The 24,858-nt window shown below is 69.1% G+C and carries 23 protein-coding genes; 12 read left to right on the forward strand and 11 right to left on the reverse strand.

Going from position 1 to position 24,858, the window contains the following annotated elements:
* Positions 1-21: 21 nt before the first annotated feature.
* Entirely contained in the window at positions 22-681 is a 660-nt protein-coding gene (locus KIK09_RS29180; protein ID WP_214322596.1) for a maleylpyruvate isomerase family mycothiol-dependent enzyme, read from the reverse strand.
* A 23-nt stretch (positions 682-704) separates the two neighbouring features.
* Positions 705-1,931, reverse strand: coding sequence for an MFS transporter (locus KIK09_RS29185; protein WP_214322597.1), 1,227 nt, complete (start codon positions 1,929-1,931; stop codon positions 705-707).
* A 70-nt stretch (positions 1,932-2,001) separates the two neighbouring features.
* On the opposite strand from KIK09_RS29185, the gene KIK09_RS29190 reads away from it, so the two are divergent.
* Together KIK09_RS29190 and KIK09_RS60655 are read left to right on the forward strand one after the other, a co-directional pair.
* On the forward strand, positions 2,002-2,979 hold the full coding sequence (locus KIK09_RS29190) for an ArsR/SmtB family transcription factor (RefSeq protein WP_214322598.1): 978 nt from the start codon (positions 2,002-2,004) through the stop codon (positions 2,977-2,979).
* 21 nt (positions 2,980-3,000) lie between these two features.
* Positions 3,001-3,108, forward strand: a complete 108-nt coding sequence (locus KIK09_RS60655) for a CPCC family cysteine-rich protein (protein WP_372455686.1) — start codon at positions 3,001-3,003, stop codon at positions 3,106-3,108.
* A 120-nt stretch (positions 3,109-3,228) separates the two neighbouring features.
* Here KIK09_RS60655 and KIK09_RS29200 read toward each other — a convergent pair whose 3' ends face one another.
* Both KIK09_RS29200 and KIK09_RS29205 read right to left on the reverse strand, forming a co-directional pair.
* The gene (locus KIK09_RS29200; RefSeq protein WP_214322600.1) at positions 3,229-3,891 is read right to left on the reverse strand and encodes a DUF6461 domain-containing protein; all 663 of its coding nucleotides are present in this window, start codon (positions 3,889-3,891) and stop codon (positions 3,229-3,231) included.
* Between the two features lie 58 nt (positions 3,892-3,949).
* The gene (locus KIK09_RS29205; protein WP_214322601.1) at positions 3,950-4,885 is read right to left on the reverse strand and encodes an NADP-dependent oxidoreductase; all 936 of its coding nucleotides are present in this window, start codon (positions 4,883-4,885) and stop codon (positions 3,950-3,952) included.
* Between the two features lie 94 nt (positions 4,886-4,979).
* Here KIK09_RS29205 and KIK09_RS29210 point away from each other — a divergent pair, with 94 nt between their 5' ends.
* The gene (locus KIK09_RS29210) at positions 4,980-5,951 is read left to right on the forward strand and encodes a GlxA family transcriptional regulator (RefSeq protein ID WP_214322602.1); all 972 of its coding nucleotides are present in this window, start codon (positions 4,980-4,982) and stop codon (positions 5,949-5,951) included.
* Positions 5,952-6,002: 51 nt separating this feature from the next.
* Here KIK09_RS29210 and KIK09_RS29215 read toward each other — a convergent pair whose 3' ends face one another.
* Positions 6,003-7,148, reverse strand: a complete 1,146-nt coding sequence (locus KIK09_RS29215; RefSeq protein WP_214322603.1) for an FAD-dependent monooxygenase — start codon at positions 7,146-7,148, stop codon at positions 6,003-6,005.
* 59 nt (positions 7,149-7,207) lie between these two features.
* Between KIK09_RS29215 and KIK09_RS29220 the strand changes: the two genes are divergently transcribed.
* Complete coding sequence (locus KIK09_RS29220; protein ID WP_214322604.1) at positions 7,208-7,777, forward strand: TetR/AcrR family transcriptional regulator; 570 nt, start codon at positions 7,208-7,210, stop codon at positions 7,775-7,777.
* Between the two features lie 69 nt (positions 7,778-7,846).
* On the opposite strand, the gene rplK is transcribed toward KIK09_RS29220, so the two are convergent.
* A complete protein-coding gene (gene rplK, locus KIK09_RS29225) occupies positions 7,847-8,272 on the reverse strand; it encodes a 50S ribosomal protein L11 (RefSeq protein WP_214322605.1) in 426 nt (141 codons plus the stop codon).
* A 45-nt stretch (positions 8,273-8,317) separates the two neighbouring features.
* On the opposite strand from rplK, the gene KIK09_RS29230 reads away from it, so the two are divergent.
* On the forward strand, positions 8,318-9,256 hold the full coding sequence (locus KIK09_RS29230; protein ID WP_214322606.1) for a MerR family transcriptional regulator: 939 nt from the start codon (positions 8,318-8,320) through the stop codon (positions 9,254-9,256).
* Here KIK09_RS29230 and KIK09_RS29235 read toward each other — a convergent pair.
* The gene (locus tag KIK09_RS29235) at positions 9,250-11,709 is read right to left on the reverse strand and encodes a collagenase (protein ID WP_214322607.1); all 2,460 of its coding nucleotides are present in this window, start codon (positions 11,707-11,709) and stop codon (positions 9,250-9,252) included. The genes KIK09_RS29230 and KIK09_RS29235 overlap by 7 nt on opposite strands.
* A 236-nt stretch (positions 11,710-11,945) precedes the next feature.
* Here KIK09_RS29235 and KIK09_RS29240 point away from each other — a divergent pair, with 236 nt between their 5' ends.
* The 7 genes from KIK09_RS29240 (at position 11,946) to KIK09_RS29270 (ending at position 19,784) form a co-directional block, all read left to right on the forward strand.
* Entirely contained in the window at positions 11,946-13,547 is a 1,602-nt protein-coding gene (locus KIK09_RS29240) for an alpha/beta hydrolase (protein ID WP_214322608.1), read from the forward strand.
* Positions 13,548-13,611: 64 nt separating this feature from the next.
* Positions 13,612-15,243: an ABC transporter substrate-binding protein gene (locus tag KIK09_RS29245; protein WP_308164346.1), complete on the forward strand. Its 1,632-nt coding sequence runs from the start codon at positions 13,612-13,614 to the stop codon at positions 15,241-15,243.
* Positions 15,240-16,166, forward strand: coding sequence for an ABC transporter permease (locus KIK09_RS29250; RefSeq protein WP_308164347.1), 927 nt, complete (start codon positions 15,240-15,242; stop codon positions 16,164-16,166). The genes KIK09_RS29245 and KIK09_RS29250 overlap by 4 nt, the downstream gene beginning before the upstream one ends.
* On the forward strand, positions 16,163-17,146 hold the full coding sequence (locus KIK09_RS29255; protein ID WP_308164348.1) for an ABC transporter permease: 984 nt from the start codon (positions 16,163-16,165) through the stop codon (positions 17,144-17,146). Before KIK09_RS29250 ends, KIK09_RS29255 begins: the two co-directional genes overlap by 4 nt.
* Positions 17,143-18,102: an ABC transporter ATP-binding protein gene (locus KIK09_RS29260; protein WP_214322610.1), complete on the forward strand. Its 960-nt coding sequence runs from the start codon at positions 17,143-17,145 to the stop codon at positions 18,100-18,102. Before KIK09_RS29255 ends, KIK09_RS29260 begins: the two co-directional genes overlap by 4 nt.
* Positions 18,099-19,040 (forward strand): ABC transporter ATP-binding protein, encoded by a 942-nt coding sequence (locus tag KIK09_RS29265; protein ID WP_214322611.1) that lies wholly within the window; start codon positions 18,099-18,101, stop codon positions 19,038-19,040. Before KIK09_RS29260 ends, KIK09_RS29265 begins: the two co-directional genes overlap by 4 nt.
* A gap of 72 nt (positions 19,041-19,112) precedes the next feature.
* Positions 19,113-19,784 (forward strand): GntR family transcriptional regulator, encoded by a 672-nt coding sequence (locus KIK09_RS29270; protein ID WP_214322612.1) that lies wholly within the window; start codon positions 19,113-19,115, stop codon positions 19,782-19,784.
* Positions 19,785-19,825: 41 nt separating this feature from the next.
* Here KIK09_RS29270 and KIK09_RS29275 read toward each other — a convergent pair whose 3' ends face one another.
* From KIK09_RS29275 to KIK09_RS29290, 4 genes are all read right to left on the reverse strand, one after another.
* Complete coding sequence (locus KIK09_RS29275) at positions 19,826-21,580, reverse strand: beta-galactosidase (RefSeq protein ID WP_214322613.1); 1,755 nt, start codon at positions 21,578-21,580, stop codon at positions 19,826-19,828.
* Between the two features lie 94 nt (positions 21,581-21,674).
* A complete protein-coding gene (locus KIK09_RS29280) occupies positions 21,675-22,511 on the reverse strand; it encodes a carbohydrate ABC transporter permease (RefSeq protein ID WP_214322614.1) in 837 nt (278 codons plus the stop codon).
* A gap of 5 nt (positions 22,512-22,516) precedes the next feature.
* On the reverse strand, positions 22,517-23,518 hold the full coding sequence (locus tag KIK09_RS29285; protein WP_214322615.1) for a carbohydrate ABC transporter permease: 1,002 nt from the start codon (positions 23,516-23,518) through the stop codon (positions 22,517-22,519).
* A complete protein-coding gene (locus KIK09_RS29290) occupies positions 23,518-24,795 on the reverse strand; it encodes an ABC transporter substrate-binding protein (RefSeq protein ID WP_214322616.1) in 1,278 nt (425 codons plus the stop codon). Before KIK09_RS29290 ends, KIK09_RS29285 begins: the two co-directional genes overlap by 1 nt.
* Between the last annotated feature and the right edge of the window lie 63 nt (positions 24,796-24,858).

The raw sequence follows: 24,858 nt of genomic DNA on the forward strand, positions 1-24,858 counted from the left end.
CGGGTCATCCCGGTATTACGTCTACGGAATATTGGGCTTACGCGCGGTCAGACGAGCACGCAGTCCGGCCATGCCGGGGCCAGACAGGCGCGCCAGGGCGGCATCTCGCCCGTTGAGCAACAGCAGGATGGCCGCGATGGGCCCTTCGACTCGCTCTCCGTCTCCCGCGGCCCAGGAGCAGTCGGTGGCCGCGAGCCGGAGTCCGCTCAGCTCTTTGCGCGCGTGGAAGGACCAGCCCATGGTGAAGGGCCATCTCATGGTCCAGATCCGCGTCGCGGAGAAGGACGCTGCCCGCACCGGCATCTGCCGGTCTCGTCCGAGGGGGATGGCGATGTCCTGCCCGTGGACGAGGATGTCCAGGAGCGGCTGGCCGCCAGGAGCCTTCCTGCGGGAGCCGATCAAGCCACGTAACAGGGCGCTGATCCGGTGCGTGGGCAGGTCGGCCTGCCGTACGGCGGTGTCGTGAAGCATGCGGTCGATGTTTCCGCGGGCCCTGAGCAGCTCGCGTGCCGCCTGGGCGGCACCCATGTGGGCGAGGCTCAGGTGAGCGGCGACGTCACGCACCCGCCAGCCCGAGCACAGGGACGCGACCTCCCATTCCTGCTCGGAAAGGTCGTCGAGCAGGTCCGCGAGGCCGGCTCGCTCGTGATCGATCGCCTGCCAGAGCTCATCGCGGTTCATCCCAGCCCCCTGTTCGGTCGCGATCATTCAACTACGCCGGTCCGCCGCCCTCTCGGCTGGGCGCCGGCGGTCGCACGCGCGTACCACAGCACCGCGGACACGCACGCGATCCCAAGGGCGCCTCCACCGGCGATGACCTGGTCAACGGGGACGAACTCGGCGAGCGTGCCCGCCAGGGCCATGCCCAGACCCTGGGCCGTCATGAGGCCGGCGGTCATCAGCGTCATGGCCCTGCCACGTAGTTCGCCGGGCACCGCGGCGACGAACCGCAGGTCGAGACCGAGCGTGTAGGCGATTCCGCACCCGGTCAGGATCTGGCAGAGCAGCGCCCAGCCGAACGCCGGCTCGAAGACGTACCCGACAGGAGGCAGCATGGCCAGGACGGCCACCGGCATCGTCAGCCGCGCTCTCCCGCGCGGGCCGAGCAGCGAGCCCGCCAGGGTCTCGCTCAGGATCGCCCCGATCGGCATCCCGCACATGAGCAGGCCCAGCTCGCCGGGGGAGAGCGCGAGCAGATCGGCGTACGGGGTCATGAGCGCCTCAGGCACGACCACGAACATCGGCGGCACCCAGCCGAGCAGCAGCAACGACCGGATCCGCCTGTCGGCCATGAGCAGCCGCATCCCGGACAGGGAGTCGCGAACCAGCCTGCCGCCCGTCGCGGTCCTGGCCGGGCGGCGGCGGGTGAAGAAGCGGAGCAGCAGCGCGGACCCGAGGAACGTCGCCACCGTCAGCACGAGCACGGCGCGCGGAGACACGAGGCTCAGGAGCAACCCACCCGAGGCGAAGCCCACGAGCTGCCCGCTCTGGCCGACGATCCGGATGACCGAGCGGCCCAGGACGAACAGATCCCCCTCGCCGAGGACGTCGCCGAGCGTCGACGCCCGGGTGCCCTGGAAGACGGGCGCCACCGCGGCGGTCACCACGCGCAGGGCGAGCAGGAGCGCCACGGGCGTACCGGGGAGGGTCATCGCGGCCGCGCAGGCCGCGCACAGCAGATCGCACACGACCAGCACCCGGCGGGCAGGGAACCGGTCGGCCACTGAGGACAGCAGCGTGCCGCCCAGGACGTAGGGCAGCAGGCCGAAGGCGAAGGTCAGCGCGCTGAGCAGCGGTGAGCCGGTGAGCCGGTAGATCAGGACCGACAGCGCGATCTCGGAGACGATCACCCCGAGCGTCGACATCGCGTGCGCGGCGAAGACGGCGCGGAACTCGCGCACGGCGAACACGGCCCGGTATCCCGATGACATGACCACAGGCTGCACGGGTGGGGGACCGGCCTTCTAATCTTTCGGGTGCAGGCGAATCACTGGGGGGATCATGGCGTTGCGGTTGAGGTTCGACCCCGACGACCTGCTGCGGTGCCGCTTCGCGTTCTCCCCGCTGTGCGAGACCCACGAGGCGGTCCGCATGCTCCGGCGCACTGTACGGCACGGCTACCACCAGCCGTGGCTGCGGCGGATGCGAGCGGCCGTGGCCGGGCTGGACCTGTCCGAGCTGTGGTTGTTCATGCCGGAGCCCGGCGTCTACGTCCCGGACTTCCTGGGGCCGCCACCCGACGGCCCACCGCTCGGTTTCGAGGAGGAACTCGCGCGGTTGCGCGCCACCGATCCGGCACTGGCGCGCGAGGAGATGGCCCGCTCTCTGGCCTGCACGCCGGGCGCCACGGAATCCCCGCTCGGCCGCCGGCTGCTCGACGACCCCGCGCGAGCCGTTCAGCGGCTCGCCACTCTCACCGAGCAGGTCTGGAATGCGCTGATCGCTCCTGACTGGCCCAGGCTGAGCTCCCTGCTCGAGGCCGACATCGCCTACCGGTCGAGGAAACTGGCCGGAGGCGGGTTGGCAGACCTCTTCAGCGACCTGCACGCCACAGTGGGGTGGTCGGAGGGTTCCTTGCTGCTCCGGAGCTCCGTCGGGCCCGCGCGCGATCTCGGGGGCCGAGGCCTGCTGCTGATGCCGAGCGTCTTCGTGTGGCCTGACGTGGTGAGCGGCTTCGCCCCGCCCTGGCAGCCCACGGTGATCTACCCCGCACGCGGCATGGCCGGGCTGTGGAGCACCGTGGAAACCGACCGGGCGCTCGTCCGGCTCCTGGGTGCGAACCGGGCGGCGATCCTGAGCGGACTCCACGAACCGGCCTCGACGACGACGCTCGCGCACCGGCACGGCCTCGCACCCTCGTCCGTCTCGGCACACCTGTCCATCCTGCGCGAGGCCGGACTGCTGCACTCACGCCGCCAGGGATTCTCCGTACTGTACGAGCGCACCCCCCTGGGCGAGACGCTGGCGGGCCGTGACTGATCCACCTCGACTCCCGGCAGGATGACCAGCGTGACCCTGAAGTACCCCTGCGTGTGCTGTGGCCGCCTGACGATGCAGGAGCCGCCCGGCTCGTATCAGATCTGCCCGGTGCGAGCCACAGGCTGTTGAGCTCGCCACGTGGCCCGACGATCGCACGGTCCTGTACTGGTGGCGCTACCGCGACCCCGCGTTCTGGCGCCCCGCCACCTGATTGCCCGGCCCGCCGAGTCCGCTGGACGGCTGTGACGTTCATCTTTCCACGATGGGCGCCACGAGCATCGGGCGGCGGAGCATGGCCGGTGTGAACGGCACCCCGGTGACCTTCGCCGCCAGGGCGAAGGCCCTTGGCACGGCGGTGTCGTAGTTGTCCTCCCACGCGGCGGCCCACGCGAGGTCGTCCTCTGGCTCGTCCAGCCCCATGCCCAGTTCCCGCATGAAGCCGTTGAGCCGGTCGGGGTCGGAGCCGTAACGCTCGTACGGGTGCCCCAAGCGGTAGCCGGTGACGCGCGTGCCGTCGATCGCGTACTCGAAGCTGTGCTCGGAGGCGTAGTCGTGCCGGGTGATCGCCAGCACCTCGCAGCCTCGTGACAGCTTGGTCACCACCTCGTGGAGCGTGACCAGCCAGCCGTAGGGCTCGATGGCCACGCACCACTCGCCGGCCTGAAAGACGCCCACGTAGCCGCCGCCGTCCCCGCCGTCCGTCCTGCTGATGAACTCGTAGGCCTTCTCGTCGAGTCCGCCGAAGTCCGACTCCTGGCCGGAGTCCTGGCCGCGGCTGAAGCGGCGCACCACCCCCGCCGCGTCGAGTCCGCGGAAGAAGGCCACGCTGAAGATCACTCCCAGCGGGCCGCCGCCGCCCTCTCCCTCGGGCAGGTTGAGCCACTGGAACGGGGCCAAGGGATCGGTGGTCATGCGGGTCATGGTGGCAGGCCGTACCGACAATCAGTCTCCGGCCGTGAAGAGGTGGGGGTCATTCGGGGATGGTGAGGATGAGTTTGCCGGTTGTGTGGCCGGGTTCGGCGCGGCGGTGGGCCTCGGCGGCCTGGGCGAGCGGGAGTGCGCCGTCGATCCGCGGAAGCAGGAGGCCCTGGTCGGCCAGTTTCGCGATCGCCGTCATGCCGGCGTGATCGGCTTCGACGGTCAGGTATTCCAGCCGGGCGCCGTGCTCTTTCGCCAGGGTCCGCATGTTGCCGGTGTGCGAGAAGACGATGGCGACGAGAATGCCGCCCGGGCGCAGGACCCGCAGCGAGCGTGGGCCGTAGTCACCGCCGACGGCGTCCAGCACGACGTCGACGTCCCGTACCGCCTCGGTGAAATCGGTCCGGGTGTAGTCGATGACCTCATCGGCGCCCAGGGCGCGTACGAAATCACCTTTCGGGGTGCTCGCGGTGCCGATCGCCTGCGCGCCGCGGGCCTTGGCGAGCTGCACGGCCAGATGGCCGACCCCGCCGGCCGCGGCGTGGATGAGCACCCGCTGGCCGGGCTGGACGTCGGCCGTCTCCACCAGCGCCTGCCAGGCGGTGAGCGCGGCCACCGGCAGCGCCGCCGCCCGCACGTGGTCGATTCCCTCGGGTTTGCGGGCGAAGTTCCGTGACGGGGCGGCCACGTATTCGGCGTAGGCGCCGGCGCCCCGCGGGTAGTCGAGCATGCCGAAGACCTCGTCGCCCGGCTTGTGGAGCGTCACGCCCGCCCCGACGGCCTCGACGACGCCGGACACGTCCCAGCCCAGGACGAACGGCGGCGCGCCGAGATACAGACCCGTGGCGCGGTGCTTCCAGTCGGTCGGGTTGACGCCGGCGGCGTGGACCCTGACCAGGACGTCTGTGGGTCCCAGCGTCGGCCGGTCGAGCTCGACGAGCGTGAGGACCTCCGGACCACCCAGAACGTCTTGGCTGATCGCGCGCATCAACGGCTTCCTTTCTCGCGGTGTGCGATCAGCGTCCTGGCACCGCCGGGGCGGCGAAAGTGGCCTGATGGTCATCATGTGCAAGGATCAGGCCATGCACCGTGTTGTCGTGCTCGCTCTGCAGAACGTCTATCCGTTCGAGCTGGGCATCCCCGGGCGGATCTTCGGCGCCGCCAGGGGCCCCGCGGAAGAGCAGCTCTACGAGGTGATCACGTGTTCGCTCGACGGCGACCCGGTCACCACCTCCGCCGACTTCGCCATCGCGGTGGAACACGGCGCCGAGGCGCTCGAGACCGCCGACACGCTGGTCATCCCGCCGTTCAGGTGGAGCCCCGCGGACCAGGAGGTGTTCGAACTGCCCGCGGACGCCCTGGCCGCGCTGCCGCCGGGCGTACGCGTCGTGTCGATCTGCACGGCGGCTGTCCTGCTCGCCGCGGCCGGCCTGCTCGACGGCCGCCCCGCGACCACGCACTGGCAGGAGGCCGAGCGCTGCCAGCGGCTGTTCCCCAAGGTGAACTGGGACGCCGACGTCCTGTTCGTGGACGACGGCGACGTGCTCACTTCCGCCGGCGTGGCGGCCGGCGTCGATCTGTGCCTGCACATCGTCCGCCGCGACCACGGCAGCGCGGTCGCCAACCGCGCGGCCCGCCACTGCATCGTGCCACCCTGGCGCGACGGCGGGCAGGCGCAGTACGTCGAACGCCCGGTGCCGGGTCCGTCGACGGCCACGACCGCGGCCACCCGGGCCTGGGCGCTGCAGCGGCTCGAGCGCCCGCTGCCGCTGACCGAGCTGGCCGGACACGCCCGGATGAGCCTGCGGACCTTCACCCGCCGCTTCCGGCAGGAAGTCGGGATGAGCCCCGGCGACTGGCTGATCCGCCAGCGGGTGGAGCTCGCCAGGAACCTGCTGGAGGCCAGCGACCTGCCCGTCGACCAGATCGCCCGCCGTGCCGGGTTCGGCACGGCGGCCTCACTGCGCCAGCACCTGCACACCGCGATCGGCGTGTCGCCTCTCGCCTACCGGCGCACATTCCGTACGGCCGGCGCTCCCGCGGACCGGCCGTAGGGATCAAGCCGGCGGGCCAGGGGGCCGGCCGTACGGATCGGGCGGGCGTGGCTAGGCCTTCCAGAGGGCGGCGAGTTGCCGCGTCGCCAGCCGGGACGGTACGGCCCGCAGCATCGTGTCGCGGAGCCACGCGGCGACGCCGGTCTGGGAGGTCAGCCGCGACTGCCGCGACGCCGCGCGCATCATGCGGTTGGCGCTGGGGCGGCGTTCGGCGTCGTAGCGCAGGAGCCGCTCGGCGACGTCCGCCGGCTCGGCGTCGATCAGGTGCCGGGTCACCGCGGCCGCGTCCTCGAAGGCCTGGCTGGCGCCCTGGCCGAGGTCGGGCGGCATGGCGTGCGCCGCGTCGCCGAGAAGCGCGATCCTGCCGGCCACGAACGAGGGCAGCGGTTCGGCCAGGCGGGTGATCGGGTCGACATAGATGTCGGCGGGCGGGGTGGCCTCGATCAGCGCGGTGACGAGGGGATGCCAGTCGGCCATCAGGGACAGCATCTGCTCGCGCGCCTCGGCCGCGTCGGGCGGTGTGCCGTCCAGGACGGAGTCGGTGAACCAGTACAGGCGGCTGTCGCCGACGGGGAACAGGCCGAACATCGCCCCGCTGCGGCGATCGACCAACTGGCTGGCGAGCAGATCCGTGGCCAGGTCGGCAGGACGGGGCAGCATGCCGCGCAGGTCCATCCGGCCGGTTCGGCGCAGCCCGGGGTGGCCGGGGAAGAGCTGCGCGCGCAGCTTGCTGCCGATGCCGTCGGCCGCGATCACGGCGTCCGCCCTCGCGACGGGGCCTCCTTCGCTGATCACGGTCACCCCGGTGGCGTCGGGCTCCAGGCGCTCGACCAGGGTCGTGGTCCGCACCACGTCGGCGGGCAGGGGGGCGCGCAGCGCTCGGTGCAGCTCCGCTCGGTCGATCATGACGGGTGTCCCGATCACCTGCTGCGCCTGGGTCAGGTCGGTGACCAGCAGCGGCCGTCCCCGCCAGTCCCGCAGTCCGCCGCCGGTCGCATGCGTGACATGTCCGCGGATGTCCTCGGCCAGCCCCAGCGTGTCCAGCGCTCGCAGCCCGTTGGGCATGACCACGATCCCGGTGCCCGCTTCCCGTAGTTCGGCGCCCCTTTCGAAGAGCGTCACCTCATGCCCCAGGCGATGCAGCCCCACCGCGGCCGCCACTCCTCCGAGCCCGGCGCCGACCACCACGATCCTCATGAGACCTCCTGGCTGATTCACTACGATCGTACTAGTACGGCTATTGGTATCATGACCGCATGCCGCCCACTAACCCAGCCCGTCGCCAGGCCCTGGCCGACGCCGCCATCGAACTGCTGGCGTCGTCGGGCGTGCACGGGCTGACCCACCGCGCGGTGGAGAAGGCGGCGGACCTCCCGCCGGGAACGGCCTCGAACTACTTCCGCAGCCGGGAGGCCCTGCTGGTCGCCGCCGCGGAGCGCATCGCGGAGCTGCATCACGCCGACACCGGCCAGGCCATCAGGCAGCCCGCGACGCTGGTTGACCTGCTGACGGAATCGCTGCTCACCGCGGCGACCATCCACCGCGACCGCTACCTGGCGATCTTCGAACTGCAACTGGAGGCCGCGCGCCGGCCGGTGCTCGCCTCAGCGCTGGCGGGCCTGCAGGACACGGCGTTGCTGGTCACCGCGGGACACCACGACGAACTCGGCCTCACCATCCCGCGCGAGAAGATCCCCGCCCTGATCGCGCTCTACGGGGGTGCGCTGTTCACCCTGGTCAGCGCGCCGCCGGGGAGCGTCAACAGGGATGTCGTCCTGAGCGTGGTCCAGGTCATCGTGTACGGCTGCGCCGACGCCCACCGATGACGGGTACGGCGGCGCGAGCCGTACCCCTGGCGACTACTGGATAATCGCGGCCCACGGGCGGCCGGTTCGCTAGTCGCGGACGGTGAGGCCCATGGAGCGGGCCGTACCTTCGATGATCTTCTCGGCCTGGTCCAGGTTGGCAGTGTTGAGGTCGGGGAGCTTGGCCTGGGCGACCTCGCGGAGCTGGGCACGGGTGATCCAGCCGCCGCTCTGGTGGCCTGGACGAGGGCTGCCGCCGTCGAGCCCGGCGATGCGGCGGATCAGCGAGGCGGTGGTCGGCTGCTTGGTGACGACCTCGAACGACCTGTCGTCGTAGACGGTGATGACCGCGGGGATCACGAACCCGCGGTGGTCCTGGGTCTGCGCGTTGTACTGCCGGCAGAACTCCATGAGGTTGATCCCGAGCGGACCGAGATCCTTGCCGACGTTCGCCGGGCCCGCCTCACCGGCCTGAATGTGCAGGGTCACGACCCTGGCTATCTTGTTCTTCGCCATGCCGGGTACGCTAAAGTCTCCCGTTACTGGAGACTCAAGGCAATTATGAGCTACACGATCGGCCGCCTGGCGAAGCTGACCGGCCTGCCGGTGAAGACGATCCGCTTCTACTCGGACGCGGGCGTGCTGCCCGAGCGCGAGCGCACTGCCTCCGGCTACCGGCTCTACGGCGACGAGGACCGGGCGCGGCTTGAGCTGATCCGCACGCTGAGGGAGATCGGGGTCGACCTGGCCACGATCCGCTCTCTCGGCGACCGCCGGCTGCGCAACGTCCTCGATCTTCACCTCAAGGCGGTCGAGACGCAGCTCAGATCGCTTCAGCGGACCAGGGCGGTGCTCAGGGCGACGCTCGCCAGGGACGGCGATCCCGCCGAGGAGGATCTGCACAGACTCCACGCCCTCAGCCGGGTCGGCGCGGCCGAGATGGAGAACCTGCTCGACGAGTTCGTCGACGAGGTCGGCGGCGACATCGAGGCTCGGCACGAGTGGCTGACCCACATGCGCGATTGCATGCTCCCCGAACTGCCCGAGGAGCCGACCGCCGCACAGCTCGACGCCTGGCTGGAGCTGGCCGAACTGCTCGCCGACGAGGAGTTCCGCGACAGCGTGCGCCGGCAGAGCACCGACTTCTGGGAGGAGAAAAAGGATCACGACGCCTGGCACAAGATCAATGTCGAGATCATGCGGGAGGCGCTGACCGCCTCGCGGGCGGGCATCGAGCCCGGCTCGCCGGAATCCGGGCCGATCCTCGATCGGATCCTGGCGGCCATGGGACAGAGCCGCGAGGAGATGCTGCGTGGGTTCGACGAGCACGACCCGCGATCGGCCAGGTTGTGGGAGCTGGTGTCGATCATCCAGGACACGCCCTGGCCGTCGGAGCCCACGATCGCCTATGGCTGGATCGAGGCCACGTTGCGTCACCCGGCACCACGTACGGCCTCCGGCGCCGGTGGCGCGGGAGGCCGTACGGCCGAGCGTCAGTAACGGGTGGAGATGGTCACGCCGGAGAAGTCGGTGACGGCGTAAAGGCTGATGTAGTTGTAGTTGTTGGCACGCAGGTTCGTGACGGTGAGGGTCTCGCTGTTGCCGGAGTTGGTGGACCGGGCGGTGTAGGCGCCGGTCGTGGCCCAGGCATTCGGGTTGAAGTAGAGATCGGCGTTGCCGCTGCCGCCGGAAACCGTGATGGTCAGCGACGTGGTCCCCGAGGGGATCCAGATGTAGAAGTAGGCGTAGTTCACGTTGGTCGCCGAGACGTTGGCGCGCTGGCAGTTCTTGTCCATGACACGCGTGTCCGACCCGGGGCAGGTCGGCAGGCTGGACGAGCTGACCGTGACGGTCTTGGACGTGGTCGCGGTGGCGCCTGCGTTGTCGGTGACCTTCAGCGTGACGGTGTAGGTGCCCGCCGCCGTGTAGGTGTGCGCGGGGTTGGCCGAGGTGGACGACGCGCCGTCGCCGAAGGTCCAGGAGCGGGCGGCGATGCTGCCGTCGGGGTCGGTCGAGGTGTCGGCGAAGGTGGCGGTGAGCCCGCTGGTGTTCACCGTGAACGAGGCGGTGGGCGGCTTGTTGCCCGTGCCTCCTGAGAGCGTGTCCAGCCAGGCGGTGAAGTCGCCGTTGTAGTTGAGAGACTTGGTGAAGTTGTAGGCGCCGGTGTAGTCACCCGTCCGGTAGTAGCCCAGCAGCCTGGTCAGGTCGGAGCGGTGCTTCTCGAACATGTACCGGACGGCCAGGTAGCCCCAGTGGTAGGTACGGTTCACGTCGGTGTTGGCGTACGTGGTGTCGAACAGGGTGCTGAGCGTGTAGGTGTGCTTGGGCGCCTCGTTCAACGCGGCGGTGTAGGCGAGGTTGCGGTAGGAGTAGGACACGTACTCGGCCGAGCCCTCGATCCACCAGATGTTCGGCTTGACAGTCTCGGCGGTGAAGTCGCCGTAGGTGTTGTAGCGGCCGTCGAGGTAGTGCGAGTACTCGTGGTTGAGGTTCCAGATGCGGGCCGCGAAGCCGTTGTCGCCGGAGCTCTGGTAGGCGATGAAGCGCGGCTGGTTGCCCTGCTTGGACGGGTCGCCCTCCAGATACATCCCGCCGTTGTTGGTGTCGATCCCGTAGATCACTCCGGCGTAGTTCTGGTAGTCGGCGCTGGAGGCGAAGGCGACGACCTCCATGTTGGTGTTGTAGTCGTCGGCGACGGGCCGGCTGCCGTCCTGGACGAGGTTGTGGAAGTAGGAGTTCTCGTTGAGCATGCTGGCGCAGGCGTCCTGGAACTCCTGGGTGGTCATCTGCTGGGCCACGATGTGCAGCACGCCCTGCGAACAGGTGTAGTTCTGGGTCAGGACCGCGGCCTTCACCCTGTTGGCCAGGTCACAGGTGCCGTAGTAGGAGCAGTTGCTGGAGTCCTTGTCGTTGGCGACGACCGCGACCCGCACCCACAGGGCCGCCCGGGTGCCGGTGATGCCGCTGTTGTCGAGCAGCCACTTGGCCAGCGGGCGCACCTTGGCCTGCAGCCCGGCGTACTGGACGAAGCGGGTCAGCTCGCCGCCCGCGTTGACGTCCAGGAACGCCGAGTCGCCGCCGAGCAGGTCCAGGTGGCGGGAGGCGAAGTTGTAGACGGAGTCCACGATGGACGGGTCGGCCTGGACGGCGGCCGGGTACCCGGGCGCCCACTCGCCGCGGAACAGGACGGTGAAGGTGTCGTTCACCGCGTTACGCATGTACCAGAGCGAGTTGTAGGCGTTGGTGTAGGAGTCGAGCAGCCGCTTCACCACCGACAGGTAGCGGGCGTTCTCGGAAGCGCTGTCGATCAGGATGACCGCTTCGCCGAGGACCTCGCCGTTGGCGTCGGTGACGTCGTAGGCGTGGCTGTTGGCGTAGAACGTGTCCAGCGCGCCTTCGACGGCTGAGGTCAGCGCGCTCGAATAGGCGGGGACCGTGTCCGGGTTGTAGAACTGGATGTAGTACCCGGCGCGCAGGTAGAGCACCAGCTGCTCCGTGCTCGTCGCGTTGGTGCCGTTGTAGGAGGCGGCGTCGGAGCGGAGCGCGTTGGCCACGGTGATCATCTGCGCCTCGCGGAAGGCGTTGTACTGGTCGGAACCCGTGACGCTGAACAGGGAGTTGATGCAGCTCACGGACGCGGCCTTGATGGCGGCCACCAGGGCGTTCCCGGTGTTGCCCGTGAAGTCGGAGACCGAACACGCGGCGGCTTGGGCCTTCAGCAGCGCCTTCGGCGCGTTCTCGGCGGGGGAGATGAGCGGTTCGCGCTCCGCGGCGTGTTGCCGCTGGTTGACCGCGTCGAGCACGTGAGGGTCGGCGACCTTGGTCGCGCCGGAAACCTGGCGGCCGTCCGGCTTGGGCTGGGCGGGAGGAGAGGCCAGTGCGGGAGTGCTGACTCCCGCTAATACGAGGGCGATGGCGGTCAGCAAAAGGACCACTAATCGTCGAGAGGACATTCCGTCTTCTCCTTGGGGGGGTGAGGAGAGCGGCCGGCCGGGATGCTCGATGTGATATGTAAAATTGCACATGCGACCTTGAATGACAAGGCTCATTTTCTCGGTGTCCACTCCCGAGTGAGAAAACCTCCGATCGTCACGGTTCGATAACGACAGCCGCCAATCTGTGGCATGTGCTATGGCACATGTCACACGATCCCCCTGGCTTCATATCCCCGGGACCGAGGAGGGGCACCATGAAAGTGCCGTTAGCCTTACTGACCGCGGTGGTGGCCGCGGTCGCGCTGACCGGCGCCGCGCCGGCGACCGCGGCACCCGAACTCCAGGACACCGGCCAGGGCCGGTTGGAGTGGGCGTCATGCGGCGATCAGGACACCCCCGCGCTGCAGTGCGCGATGCTGGAGGTCCCGCTGGACTACGAACACCCGCACGGCCGCACGATCAAGATCAAGGTGAACCGCCTCCCGGCCACGGCGCCCGAGGCCCAGCGCCAGGGGCCGATCCTGCTGAACCCCGGCGGCCCGGGCAACAGCGGGCTCTGGATGCCCGCCTACGTCGCGAGCAAGGTTCCCGCCGACGTCGCCGCCGCCTACGACTGGATCGGGTTCGACCCGCGCGGCACCAACGGCAGCGATCCGCACGTGGTGTGCGACCCACACTACTTCGACGCCGAGCGGCCCGACTACCAGGTCGGTCACGGCACCGAGCAGGCCTGGCTGCAGAGGGCCGCCAAGTACTCCGCCGACTGCGCGGCCGGCTGGAGCTGGATCCTGCCGCACATGACCACCGTGGACAACGCCCGCGACATGGACAGCATCCGCCGGGCGCTCGGCGCCCAGAAGATCAGCTTCTACGGCGGATCGTGGGGCACCTCGCTCGGCTCCACCTACGGCCAGCTGTTCCCCTCGCGCGTGCGGCGCATGGTGCTCGACAGCATCGTCGGACCCACGATCTCGTGGTACGACCACAACATCCTGCAGGACAAGGAGCACGAGCGGCGCTTCCGCGCCTTCGCCGAGTGGGCGGCCAAGGCCGACAGCGTCTACCACCTGGGCACCGACGCGGACACCGTCATCAAGAAGTACTACGCCGTCGAGGACTCCCTGCGCGCCAAGCCCGTGCCCGCGACGCCCGCGCCCGGGATGATCGGCCCGTCGGAGTTCGAGGACATCTTCTATTCGGGCGGCTACAACTTCCTGCGCTGGCCGCGGATGGCGACGGTCCTGTCGGCCTACCTGACCAAGGACGACCCGCGTCCGCTGAACATCGCCTACAACCGCTACGCCGCACCGGGAGCGGACGACGGCGCCTTCCCCAACTACAACGCGGTGCAGTGCACCGAGAACGCCTGGCCGCGCGACTGGGAATTCTGGAAAGCCGACCAGGCCAAGGTCAACGCGGTCGCGCCTTTCTACACCTACAACAACATGTGGTACAACGCCGCCTGCATGTTCTGGCCCTACAACGGGGGCCCGGGCCGGTTGAAGATCACCGGTCGAGGGCTGCCGCCCGTGTTGCTGTTCCAGGCCACGGAGGATCCGGCCACGCCGTACGAGGGTGGCGTGGCGATGCACAAGGCGCTGCCCGGCTCCAAGCTCGTCGTCCAGAACGGCGGTAGCTTCCACGAGATCCTCTTCCACGACAACCCCTGCCTGGACGACACCTTCGTCGCCTATCTGCGGGACGGGACGCTGCCGTCGGGCAACGGCTTCATCGCCAAGACCTGCGCGCCCGAGCCCGATCCCACGCCGGTCTACATCGAGCCGACCCCGGCGCTGAAGGCGCAGGTCAGCGGGACCGACCGGGATGTCACGCCGGGCACGCCACGGCTCCACTAAGACGACACCACTTCTCTCACCCCCGGAGTAACGCATGTCGAAGAAGCGCGGGTTACTCGCAGTTGTGGTTCTTTTGTCAGCTGTCGGCTGCGGCGGCGGTCAGGGAGCGGCGACGAAGAAGTCGCCGGACGCCAAGGGCGGAACCCTCACCGTGCTGGCCATCAGCGATTTCGCCCACCTGGATCCAGCACGGAACTGGACCATGCCGGACATGATGTTCGGCACCCGGCTGCTCTACCGCACGCTGACCACCTACAAGGCGGGCAGCTCGGAGATCGTCCCCGACCTGGCCACCGACCTCGGCGTCTCCGAGGACGGCGGGAAGACCTGGAAGTTCACCCTCAAGGACGGACTCACCTACGAGGACGGCACTCCCATCAAGGCCGCCGACATCAAGCACAACGTGGAGCGCTCGATGGCCGCCGACATCAACGGCGGCCCCGACTACGCGCAGAAGCTGCTCGTCGGCGGCACCGACTACAAAGGCCCCTACGAGGGCAAGCACCTGGAGTCCGTCGAGACCCCGGACGACAGGACGATCATCTTCAGGCTGAAGCGACCGGCGGGCGAGTTCCCCTACACCGTGACGCTGCCCACCTTCTCTCCCGTGCCGGAGTCGAAGGACACCAAGGTCGGCTACGACAACCGCCCGTTCTCCTCGGGACCGTACAAGATCGAGAAATACGAGCGCGGCAAGGAACTCGTGCTGGTCCGCAACGAGCACTGGGCCAAGCAGACCGATCCGGTACGGCTCGCGCTCCCCGACCGGATCGACGTCAAGCAGGGCCAGGACAAGGACACCATCACCGACCGTCTCATCGCGAGCGCGGGGGAGGACGCCACCAGCGTGCCGTGGGGTTCGGCAGGCCCGCAGAGCCTGTCGAAGATCCTGCCCAACCCCCAGGCCAAGAACCGCCTGGTCGGCATGGTGACCGGGTGCACCGACACGCTCGTCTTCAACACCACCAAGAAGCCCTTCGACAACCCGAAGGTACGGCAGGCGATCTACTACGCGATCGACAAGGAGTCCGTGCAGACGGCCGCCGGCGGCCCGAACATGTCCGAGATCGCCACCTCCTACCTGCCGCCGACGATGACCGGCGGCGTCAAGCAGGACGTGTACCAGGCGCCTCCCACCGGGGATGTGGTCAAGGCCAAGGCACTGCTGGCCGAGGCCGGAGTGAGCACGCCGCTCAAGGTGAAGATGACCGCCTCCAGCGGCTCGAGCAATCCCCTCGAGGTGTCGATCCAGGAGAGCCTGAAGAAGATCGGCGTCGACGTCGAGATCAACACGGTCGACAATTCCGTCTACTACGACACCATCGGCGACCAGGGCAAGGCCGACGAGCTGGCCACCTACGGCTGGTGTCCCGACTATCCCAACGGTTCCAGCTTCCTGCCGCCGATGTTCGACAGCCGCGGCATCAAACCGACCGGCAACAGCGGCAACGTCGCCTACTTCAAGGACCCGGCGATCGACAAGAAGATCGACGAGACCTACGCGATCACCGACCCGTCCGCCTCCAACAAGGCCTGGCAGGCGCTGGACGCCCAGGTCATGCGGGAGCTGCCGCAGGCTCCGCTGCAGTGGGGCAAGCGCGCCTACCTCATCGGCAAGAACGTCGTCGGCGCGGTCAACCACCCGGTCTGGGCCGCTCAGCTGGACTACGCCGTCCTCGGCGTGAAGCCGTCGTGACCACGGCGGTGGCGGAAAGGGCCGCCCCGCGCTCACCGGGCCGCCTCGCACTCGCCAGGCTGCGCGGGGACCGGCCCGCGGTCGGCGGGCTGGTCATCGTGCTGACGCTGATCCTGCTCGTGGCGCTGGCCCCGGCCATCACCGCGTGGACAGGCTGGGCCCCGGAAACCTTCGACAAGGCGGCCATCGACCCCAACCTGGGCGGCCTCCCCAGGGGTTCCTGGGGAGGCATCGGCGCCCGGCACCTGCTTGGCGCCGAGCCGGTGACCGGCCGCGACGTGCTCAGCAGGATCCTGTACGGCGGGCAGATCTCCCTGCTGATCGCGCTGCTGGCCACGGCGATCACCGTGGTCACCGGCGTGGTGCTCGGCCTGCTCGCCGGCTTCCTCGGCGGCTGGGTCGACGCGGCGATCAGCCGCGCCATCGACCTGCTCATGTCCTTCCCCAGCCTGATCTTCATGATCGCCGTGCTCTCGGTGGTCAGGGACGTCAACCGGATCGTCCTGCTCGTCACGGTGCTGGCCGTGTTCGGCTGGACCGTGGTGGCGCGGATCGCCCGCGGGCAGGTGCTGACGCTCAAGCATCGCGAGTACGTCGAGGCCGCGCGGGTCGGTGGCGGCATGACCGGCCACATCCTGTTCAAGGAGATCCTGCCCGGGCTCACCGCGCCGATCCTCGTCTACGCCACGCAGGCGATTCCGGCCTACGTCGGCGCGGAGGCGGCGCTCAGCTTCCTCGGCGTCGGCGTCCGGCCGCCCACCCCCTCCTGGGGTCAGATGATCAACAACGCCCGGGGCTGGTTCATGACCGACCCCGTCTACCTGGCCGTGCCCTGCCTCTTCCTGGGACTCACCGTGCTGGCCTTCACCCTGCTCGGGGACGGTCTGCGCGACGCCTCCGACCCCAAGGCGGTGCGCGGGTGATCGCCTACACGCTGCGCCGCCTGGGCGCCATGGCACTGATCCTGCTCGCCATCTGCGCCATCACCTTCGCCGTCTTCTACCTGCTGCCCGACGACCCGGCGCTGGACGCCTGCGGCAAGACCTGCACCAGCCAGCGGCTGGCCGACGTCCGGCACGCGATGGGCCTCGACCAGTCCATGCTCACCCAGTTCCTGTCCTACCTGGGTGGGATCTTCGCCGGCCGTACCCTGGGGACGACCGGCCTGGAATGCCCCGCGCCCTGCTTCGGCTACTCCTGGCAATACGCGCGCCCGGTGTGGGACCTGCTGATCGACCGGCTCGGGCCCAGCGCCTCCCTGGCCGTCGGCGCCGCCGTGCTCTGGCTGGTCGTGGGCGTGACCCTGGGTCTCGTCGCGGCCCTGCGCAAGGGCTCGCTGCTGGACCGGGGCATCGTCCTGTCCGCGCTGACGGCGACGTCGGTGCCGGTCTACCTCATAGCCGCCCTGCTGATCTACTTCGTGATCCTCAGGAGCGAGCTGCTGCCCTTCCCCGACTACCAGCCCGTGCTGGACGATCCCGGTGCCTGGGTCAGCAGCCTGATCCTGCCGTGGATCGCGCTGGCCGCCCTGTACGCGGCCATGTACGTCCGGCTCACCCGCGCCTCGATGATCGAGACGATGGCGGAGCCGTACATCAGGACGGCGCGAGCCAAGGGCTTGCCTGAGCGCACCGTGGTGGTCAAGCACGGCCTGCGCTCGACCATGACGCCGATCCTGACCATCTTCGGCATCGACCTGGGCGGCCTGCTCGCCGGAGCCATGATCACCGAGACCATGTTCGGGCTGCCCGGGCTGGGCAAGCTCACCTTCGACGCGATCGCCAAGTCCGACCAGCCCGTGGTGCTGGGCGTGACCCTGCTCGCCGCCTTCTTCGTCACTCTGGCCAACCTCGTCGTCGACCTGCTGTACGGCGTCATCGATCCGCGGGTGAGGTACTCATGAGTCTGCTGCGGGTCAAGGACCTGGCGGTCTCGTTCGGCTCCGTCCGCGTCGTGGACGGCGTCTCCTTCGGCGTCGACCGGGGACGCACGCTGGGCATCGTGGGGGAGTCGGGATCGGGCAAGTCCGTCTCCTCGCTGGCGATCATGGGCCTGCATCGCGGCGCGGACGTCACCGGTTCGGTCACCTTCGACGGCGAGGAACTGGTGGGAGCGCCCGCGGAGCGGCTCAGGGCGCTGCGCGGCGCGCGCATGAGCATGATCTTCCAGGATCCGCTCTCCTCGCTGCACCCCTTCTACACGGTGGGCGAGCAGATCGCCGAGTCCGTTCGCCTGCACCTGCGGGCGTCCCGCCGGGCCGCTCGCGAACGCGCCGTCGAACTGCTCGCCGAGGTGGGCATCCCCGCGCCGCGCGAACGTGCCCGCGAACACCCGCACCGCTTCTCCGGCGGCATGCGCCAGCGCGTGATGATCGCCATGGCGCTGGCCTGCGAGCCCGACCTGCTGGTCGCCGACGAGCCGACCACCGCGCTCGACGTCACCGTGCAGGCGCAGATCCTGGAGCTGCTGCAACGCCTCCAGGCCGAACGCGGGCTGGCCATCATCATGATCACCCATGATCTCGGCGTCGTCGCGCGCATCGCCGACGAGGTGCTCGTCATGTATGGCGGGCGGCTCGCCGAGCACGCGTCCTCGCGCACCATCTTCAAAGACCCGCGGCACCCCTACACCCAGGGGCTGCTCGCGTCGGTACCCGGCCCCGGGCGGGACATTGAGGGGCCTGGTGACGGGCGGCTGCGGGCGATCCCCGGCAGCCCGCCCGCACCGTCGGCGTTCCCGCCCGGGTGCCGGTTCCATCCTCGCTGTCCGGTCGCCCTGGAGGTCTGCGCGACCGAACGGCCCGCGCTGCTCGGCGAGGCGCGCAGGGTCGCCTGCCATCGGGAAGGAGTGCTGCGATGACCCGCCCGCCGGGTGCGCCGTTGCTGGCCGTACAGGATCTGGGCATGACCTTCCGCGGCGGTGTCAGGGCCGTCGACGGGGTCGGCTTCGAGCTCGACCAGGCCGAGACGCTCGGCCTGGTCGGGGAGTCGGGGTGCGGCAAGTCGACCACGGGCAGGATGATCGTCCGGTTGCTCGAGCCCACCTCGGGAGGCGTTCACCTGAACGGGCGCGACATCACGCACCTGAGCCAGCGGGAGCTGCTCCCGTCGCGCGGGGACCTTCAGATGATCTTCCAGGACCCGTTCTCCTCGCTCAACCCGAGGCAGACGGTGCGGCAGATCATCTCGGGGCCGCGCAGGCTGCTCGATCGGCGGCAGGTCGTCGACCTGCTCGAGCGGGTGGGGCTGGCCGCCGAGCACGCCGACCGGTTCCCGCACGAGTTCTCCGGCGGGCAGGCCCAGCGCATCGGCATCGCCCGCGCGCTGGCCTCGGCGCCGAAGCTCGTCGTCTGTGACGAACCGGTCTCCGCGCTGGACGTCTCCATCCAGGCGCAGATCGTCAACCTGCTCGCCGACCTGCAGGCTGAGCTGGGGCTGGCCTACCTGTTCATCGCGCACGACCTGTCGGTGGTGCGGCACATGTGCACCCGGGTGGCGGTGATGTACCTCGGCAGGATCGTGGAGATCGGGCCGGTCGCGGCGCTGTACCCGGATCCGGCCCACCCCTACACCCGCGCCCTGCTGTCGGCCGTACCCGTGCCGGATCCGGACATCGAGGCGACGCGGGAGCGGATCGTGCTGCGTGGCGATCCGCCCTCGCCCGCGGCGCCGCCCTCGGGCTGCTCCTTCCACCCGCGGTGCGCGCTCGCCCAGGAGCGCTGCCAGGTGGAGGAGCCGGCCCTGCGGGAGGTCCGGGGACGGCACGTCGCCTGCCACTTCGCGGAGCAGGGCTCCTAGGGAGATGGCATCGCCAATCGCGATGTGACACCCTACTGTCGGGTGGTCGATCATCTGAAAGGCGAGACGTCGATGACGGAGCCGTTGAATCTTCCGGGTATCGGCGCGCGCCAGAACCTCCGGCAGACGGTCGCCGACGCGTTGCGGGCGGCGCTGGTGGCCGGGGAGATGCGCCCCGGCGTGCTCTACTCGGCGCCCGCCCTGGCCGCGCGCTTCCAGGTCTCGGCCACGCCCGTCCGCGAGGCCATGCTCGACCTGGCGAAAGAGGGCCTGGTCACGGCCGTGCGCAACAAGGGTTTCCGGGTGGCGGACCTCTCGGACCGGGAGCTCGACGAGATCACCGAGCTCCGCGACCTGATCGAGGTCCCCACCGTGGCCAGGATCGCGGAAACGGTTCCTGCCGAGCGGGTCCGCACGCTGCGCGGCAGGGCCGAGGCCATCGTCACCGCCGCCGAGCGGGGTGACGTGCTGGCTTACATCGAGGCGGATCAGGTCTTCCACCTGGAGCTGCTGGCGCTCGCGGGCAACGCCCACCTGCTCGGCGTGGTCCGCGACCTGCGGCACCGCTCACGGCTCTACGGCGTCTCCCGGCTGGCGGAGCGCGGCGAACTCGGCGACTCCGCCCGCGAGCACGTGCGGCTTCTTGACACCGTGGCCTCCGGCGACGCCGTCGCCGCGGCGTCCCTCATGCGCCACCATCTGCGCCACGTCCGCGGGATCTGGGCCGACCGGCCGGAACCGTGAACCTCAGGCACCCGCTCGCCGTCGCGCGGCGAGCGCTCGCCTTACTCCTCGGTGATACCCAGATCCGCCGAACCGCGCAGTTCGACCGCGTTCGTCGCCGAGCCGTGCAGCTCCAGCACGACGAGCTCGTTGCGCCCGGAACGCAGCACCGGCGCGGGGACGTACAGCGTCCCCTGCGGTCCGCGCGACCAGTACCGCCCGAGCGCGAAGCCGTTGATCCAGACGTGGCCCTTGGTCCAGCCGTCGGTCGCCAGGAACGCGTCCGCGGGTTCGTCGATCTCGAACTCGCCCCGGTGGAATGCGGGGCCGACCCGAGCCGCCGACGCGGAGAATCGCAGACCTGATTCCCAGCCGCTCTCCTCGAGCGGAAGCGCGGTCGTGATCCACGTGTCCAGGGCCGCGCCGTTGACGGTGACGTCGCCGATCAGACCCTTGCGATCGTGGATCCCCTGACCGTAGTTCACCCGTCCCAGGTTCTCGACCAGCAGCTCCAGTACGGCCCCTGCCCGCGGCGCGACGAACGACATCGCGTGCTCGTGGTTCTCGCGCTCCAGCACGCCGACTGGTTGGCCGTCGATGAACACCTGGGCGCGATCCCGTACATCCTCGACGCGCAGTACGGCCGGACCAGCGTCAGGCAGTGAGGCCCGGTAGAGCACGAAGCCGAACGACTGGCCGATCTCCTCCATCGACAGCGGCCGGGACGCCCCGACGCCCGACCCGAAGAGCTCCGCGTGCTCCAACAATCCGGCGGACTCCGTCAGCGAAACCCGTACCGGAGCGAGCTTGCGGCCCGGCGCGGGAATCGGCTCGTCCGGCACCGGCGCGTAGCGAGCGATCACCTCACGGAACGCCGCATACTTGGCGGCCGGGTCGCCCGCCTCGTCCAGCGGCGCGTCGTAGTCGTACGACGTGACCGTCGGCCGATACGTGCCTTTGTCGTTGGCGCCGTTGCTGAATCCGAAGTTGGTCCCGCCGTGGAACATGTAGATGTTCACCGACGCGCCGGCCGCGAGGAGGCGGTCGAGGTCAGCCGCGGCGTCCTGGGTATCGCGGCCCTTGTGCACCGCACCCCAGCGGTCGAACCAGCCGATCCAGAACTCCGAGCACATCAGCGGTCCCGTCGGCTGGACCTCGCGCAATGCGGCCAGGCCGGCGTCCACGCGGCTGCCGAAGTTGACGGTGCGCAACACGCCGTCCAGACCGCCGCGCGCCAGATCAGCGGGCTGATCGCAGGTGAACAGAGGAACGTCGACGCCGCCGTCGCGCAGCAGCTTCGCGATGTGCTCCAGGTAATCGGTGTCGGAACCGTAGGCACCGTATTCGTTCTCCACCTGTACGGCCAGCACCGGACCGCCACGGCTGCCGAAGTACGGCGAGATCAGTGGCAGCAGGGCGTCGAAGTACTCTTCGACAGCCGCGAGGAAGACAGGATCGCAGCTGCGCATCGCGATTCCCTCTTGCGCCAGCAGCCATGACGGCAGGCCGCCGCCTTCCCACTCGGCGCAGATGTACGGGCCGGGGCGGACGAGGACTCTCAGACCCTCCGCCGCAGCCAGTTCCAGGAAGCGAGTCAGGTCGAGGATTCCGTCTGTGCGGAATCCGCCGCGCCGGGGCGCGTGCAGGTTCCATGGGACGTAGGTCTCGACCGTGTTCAGCCCCATCAGGCGCGCTTTGCGCAGCCGGTCGGCCCACTGGTCGGGGTGGATCCGGAAGTAGTGGATCCCGCCGGAGATGATGCGGAACGGCTCGCCGTCGAGACGGAATCCGTCCTCGGCGATGTCCAGTCCAGGCATGCCTGTGGTGCTCCTCGTTTGGTTGCTTCGAGTTCTTGGGGGCCGTCCAGATCAGACCGGCACGCCCTGGTCGTTCCACTTCCGAGTGATCGTTCTAACCCTTGAGGCCGCTGGTGGCGATGCCTTCGACGATGTAGCGCTGTGCGACGAGGAACATGACGACGAGCGGCGCGATGGTCACGACGGCTCCGGCGAACAGTCCCGGAAGGTTGATGGTCTGGGCGGTGAGGAAGTTCGACAGCGCGATCTGCGCTGTCCACGACCCTGGGTCCTGTCCGATGACCAGCGGCCACAGGAAGGCGTTCCAGCTGTCGATGAACGCCAGCGCTCCGAGCGAGGCCAGCATCGCGACGGAGCTGGGGAGCGCGATCCGCCGGTAGAGCCCGAACCAGCCGAGGCCGTCCAGGCGGCCGGCTTCTTCAAGTTCCCTGGGGAAGCGCAGGTAGAAGTTGCGGAACAGCAGTACCGCGAAGGGGTTGAACAGGCCGGGCGCGATGATGCCCCACAAAGTGTTCACCCCGCCGAGTGACCCTACGACGACGAACGTCGGGACGAATGTCGCCGAGCCCGGAATCATGAGGGTGCCGACGACGAACGCCAGCAGGATTCCGCGCCCTGGCACAGGAAGCCGCGCGAAGGCGTATCCGGCCGCCGAGGCGAACAGCGTCGAGAGCGGCGCGGTGATCGCCGCGACGATCAGTGAGTTTCTCAGGCCGTCCGCCATCGGCACACTCGGGTCGGTGAACAGGGAGGTGAAGTTGTCCCACTGCATGGAGGACGGCCACCATGCCCAGTGTGGTGACGTGATCTCCCGGGAGTCCATCAGGGAGTTGCGGAGCATGAGGTAGAACGGCGCCAGGAAGATCAGGGTGACCACGCCGATGAGCGCGCTGCGGGCCGATACCCGCAGGGTGCGGGTCAGTGGGTGCACGGTGGTCACTCCTCGCTCTTGCCGAAGCCGGTGATTCGGCCCTGGATCAACGTCACGGCCACGATGAGGCCGGTGAGCACGAATGCGCCCGCCGAACCGAGGCCGTAGTTCTGGTCCTGCATCGCCACGTCGTAGAGGTAGACCAGGGGTGGTTTGACAGCTGTCGCGGCGCCGCTGGTCGCACCTCCCCCTCCGGTGAACAGGTTGTAGAACTCGTCGAACGCCTGGAACGCGGCGATGAACAGCAGCATGAGGACCGCGACCGAGGTGTTGCGCAGCATCGGCAGCGTGATCCGGCGCAGGAGGCGCCAGCCGCTCGCGCCGTCGAGTGAGGCCGCCTCGTAGACCTCGCGGGGGATGCCCTGGAGTCCGGCCAGGAAGAGGACCATGAAGAATCCGACCTGGAGCCACAGCCGTAGGGTGACGATCACAACCCAGTACAGCGGCGGGCTCTGCGTCTGGAGCCATGGTGTCGCGCTCATGCCGAACCAGCCGCCGATCGTGTTGGCGACGCCGCCTGGAAGGCCGTTGAACATGGACATCTTCCACAGCAGCGACGCCGCCACATACGACACCGCCGCCGGGATCAGGAAGCTGGTCCTGAACAGGGCTCTGCCCCGCCGGATGCGGTGGACCAGCAGGGCCAGGCCGAGCGAGGCGGCGAACGTCACCGGCACGATGAACAGGGTGAACAGCAGGATCTGGGTGATGGACTTCCGGAAGTCGGGGTCGCCGAGGAGCTGGGAGTAGTTGGCGAACCCGACCCAGTCGCCCAGGGAGATCGTACGGTCCGCCTTGGAGAAGCTGAGCAGGAAGCTCCAGCCGATGGCGAGGTACTTGAAGACCCCGATCCCGATCAGGACCGGGGCGGTCATCAAGGCGAAGACTCCCACGGCCCGCCAGTCGATGCGCCGGCGCCGGGCCATCGTCGAGGCGGTGCCCCGCGACCGGGTCGCGGGGCTCCCTGAGCCCGTCGGCGGCAGCGTCGCCTTCGGTGCCGTGTCCATCAGACCTTCTGCTTGTCGATCTCGGGCTGGGCCTTCGCGGCAGCGGCGGTCAGCAGAGCCGCGACATCACCCTGCCCGGTCATCGCCTTGGCGGCTGCGGCGTCGAACACGCTGCTGACCGCGCTGGACCAGGTGTTCGGGTTCGACTTGCCGTACTTGGCGGCAAGGTCCACGGCGTCCTTGGCACTACCGGCCTGCAGCTTGTCGGCCGTGGCCGCGACGGTCTTGCGCGGGGGGACGTGGAGGCCGTAGCTCTGGTTGAAGTCCTTCTGCAGGTCGGTCTGCGAGATCCACAGCCACTGCACGTACTTCTTCGCGGCCTCGACGTTCTTGCCCTTCGCGTTGACCAGGCTGGCCCAGCCACCGATGCGGACCACCGGATTGCCGCCGGCCTTCAGGGCGGGCCACGGGGCCACACCGAAGTCGTCGCCGAGTCCCTTCTGCATGTCCGGCATCGACCACAGGCCGGCCCACTGCATCGCGGCAGCGTTCTGGGTCAGGGCCGCGGCGTCCCACCAGTCGGTGGTGAAGCCGAGCAGCAGTGACTTGTCGTCATGCAGCCGCTTGACCGCGGTCACAGCCTCGATGGCCTGCGGGGATGCGAAGGCGGCCTTGCCGTCGGCGATCAGTTCGCCGCCGTTGGACCAGATCGCGTTGCCGGGTGCGTTGCCGACGCCGTCGTTGCCGATGAACAGGCCCTTGGCGTCCTTGGTGGTGAGCGCCTTGGCCGCGTCGGCGAGCTCGGCGAGGGTGGTCGGAACCTTGATACCGGCCTTGTCCAGGACACTCTTGCGGTAGTAGAGCATCATGACGTCGTCGACCTGCTTGATGCCGTAGATCTTGCCGCCGGCGCTGAGGTAGTCGAGGTTGGTGGTGCTGAAGTCCGACTTGGTGTCGCCGTACAGGTCGTCGAGTGCGGCGATCTGGCCGCTCTGGATCAGTCCGGTGTTGAAGTCGCCGATCTCGAACACGTCGGGCGCGTCGGCGGTCAGCAGCGACGAGTTCAGCTTCGTCCCGTAGTCGCCTGGAATCCAGGTGACCTTGACGGCGATGTCGGGGTTGGCCTTGGTGAAGGCGGCGGCATAGCGAGTCACGGCCTGCTGCGTCCCGGCCTCGCCGTAGGCGTGGTACCAGACGTTCAGGGTGGTCTTCGCGGCGCTGGTGGTGGCGGTGCCGCCCATCGGGTTGCTGCTGCACGCGGTGACGGCACCGGCGACGAACAGTAGCGAGCCTCCGAGGAATCCTCGTCGGCTAAGGTGTGCGTTGCGTGTGCTCATTTCGCGTCCTTTCTTCGATGGGGGATGACGCGCCCCAGCCGGCGTCTTCCGGAGATTGCTTGC

The sequence above is a fragment of the Nonomuraea sediminis genome (genome assembly GCF_018531495.1).
In the GTDB taxonomy this organism is placed as follows: Bacteria; Actinomycetota; Actinomycetes; order Streptosporangiales; family Streptosporangiaceae; genus Nonomuraea; species Nonomuraea sediminis.